Raw genomic sequence first — 1,898 nt, forward strand, 5'->3', positions numbered from 1 at the left:
GGAAGCGCGAAGATTGACAACACAACCTTAAAACATCCGTTAAGTTCTGTCAACTACCTCGCTTGATCCTGAGAGAGGCCATGTCAGTTCCCCGCTGGATTTTAGGGATCCACACCACCACGCCTGTTCTGGGCTTGGCCCTGTTGCCGCTGGAGGAGAAGCTGGGGGAGAGCCGCAGCCGGAGTTGGTGGCTGGATCGGGAGATGGCGGCCCAGTTGCACCCTTGCCTGAGGGAGTTCTTAGCCAGCCAGGACTGGTCGCAGATGGCGGGGATCGCTGTAGCTTTGGGGCCGGGGAGTTTTACCGGCAGCCGTTTGGGGGTGAGTGTGGCGCGGTTGTTGGGCCAGCAGTTGCGCATTCCGGTGTTTGGCTACTCGACCTTGGCGGTTCTCGCCCGCCAGGCTTGGCAGGAGCAGGGATCCCCGCCTCAGCCCCTGACGGTGGCGGTGCACATGGACGCCAAGCGGGGGGAGCAGTATGGTGGCGTGTACCGGGTGGGCCCAGAACATTGGGTTGCCGAAGTAGCGGATCAGCTCTGGGAGGAAGCTGCTTGGCAGACGGTTCTGCGGCAGTGGCCGCAGGCTCTCGTCGTCGATGCCGCCGACTGGGTAGATCCGGCGCCTGTGCTGGCGTTGGCGGAACTAGCCCGCGCCGATTTCCAGGCAGGCTTGCGCCCTCCCTGGCAGACGGTGTTGCCTCTTTACGGACGTCAGCCGCCCGTTGATCTCAGAGGGCTGAATCGGAGTGCCCCGTAGCCGGGGTAAGATTGGGAAGTCTAAGCAACGGATCGCTGTGCTGACATGATCTCAAGCAACGATTTGCGCCCCGGCGTCTCTGTGGAAATTGACGGCGCTCCCTACAAGGTAATCGAGTTTCTGCACGTGAAACCTGGCAAGGGCTCGGCTTTTGTGCGCACCAAGCTCAAAAATATGCAGACCGGCAACGTTGTGGAGAAAACCTTCCGCGCCGGCGAAATGCTGCCTGCCGCCACTATTGAAAAAGTGAATATGCAGTATCTCTACGCAGAAGGGGACAATTTCGTGTTCATGGACATGGAGACCTACGAACAGGCTCCCCTCAGTGCTGCCCAAATTGGCTCTGCCGTGAAATACCTGAAAGAGAACATGGAAGTGGCCATCCTGCGCTGGAAGGGGCAGGTGATCGATGTGGAGCTGCCCAACACCGTTGTCTTGGAAGTGGTGGAAACCGATCCCGGCGTGAAAGGAGATACGGCCACGGGAGGAACCAAGCCCGCCAAGCTGGAGACCGGCGCTGAGATCCAGGTGCCTCTGTTTATCAAGGTGGGAGAACGGGTGCGTGTCGATACTCGCACCGACACCTATATAGGCCGCGAGTGATGGCTCTCCTTCTTCTTCGCCGCTGGGCTGCCGTTGTGGACAGGTGATGCATCAGGAGTAACGTTCCCTTGGATGTTGTCAATTGGCAGGAAGTTCGCCTTCTGCTGGCCGCTCTGCAGGAGAGCGACGTTACCGAGCTAACCCTGGAGTACAAGGATTTCCGCCTGACCCTGCGCAAAGGAATCCCGACTGGCCTTGCTGCTGCCGCCGCTCCGCCCGCTGCCCCGCCGCCAGCACCCCCCCCTGCTCCCCCTGCAGAAGCTCCCTCTCCTGAGAGCGCTTCTAAGCCTGCCCCCAGCCACTGGGTAGAGGTGACAGCACCGATGGTGGGCACCTTCTACAGCGCTCCTGCCCCTGGAGAGATGGATTTTGTGCAGGTTGGCCAGCGGGTGAACAAGGGCCAAACTCTCTGTATCATCGAAGCCATGAAGCTGATGAACGAGATAGAAGCTGAAACCGCAGGCGTGGTGAAGGAGATTTTGGTGAGCAACGGCCAGCCGGTGGAATTTGGCCAAGTCTTAATGCGACTGGATCCCACGG

Annotated in this window: 3 protein-coding genes; all 3 read left to right on the forward strand. The window is 59.9% G+C overall.

Features of this window, described 5'->3' with window-relative positions; translation table 11 throughout:
* Nucleotides 1-80: 80 nt before the first annotated feature.
* Complete coding sequence (gene tsaB, locus NW852_RS01605) at nucleotides 81-755, forward strand: tRNA (adenosine(37)-N6)-threonylcarbamoyltransferase complex dimerization subunit type 1 TsaB (protein WP_414365624.1); 675 nt, start codon at nucleotides 81-83, stop codon at nucleotides 753-755.
* Nucleotides 756-800: 45 nt separating this feature from the next.
* On the forward strand, nucleotides 801-1,358 hold the full coding sequence (gene efp, locus NW852_RS01610) for an elongation factor P (RefSeq protein ID WP_414365625.1): 558 nt from the start codon (nucleotides 801-803) through the stop codon (nucleotides 1,356-1,358).
* Between the two features lie 68 nt (nucleotides 1,359-1,426).
* Nucleotides 1,427-1,898, forward strand: a 472-nt coding sequence (gene accB, locus NW852_RS01615) for an acetyl-CoA carboxylase biotin carboxyl carrier protein (RefSeq protein ID WP_414426415.1), incomplete at its 3' end; no start/stop codon positions are given.

The organism is Synechococcus sp. H60.1, from assembly GCF_047462335.1.
Lineage (GTDB): Bacteria > Cyanobacteriota > Cyanobacteriia > Thermostichales > Thermostichaceae > Thermostichus.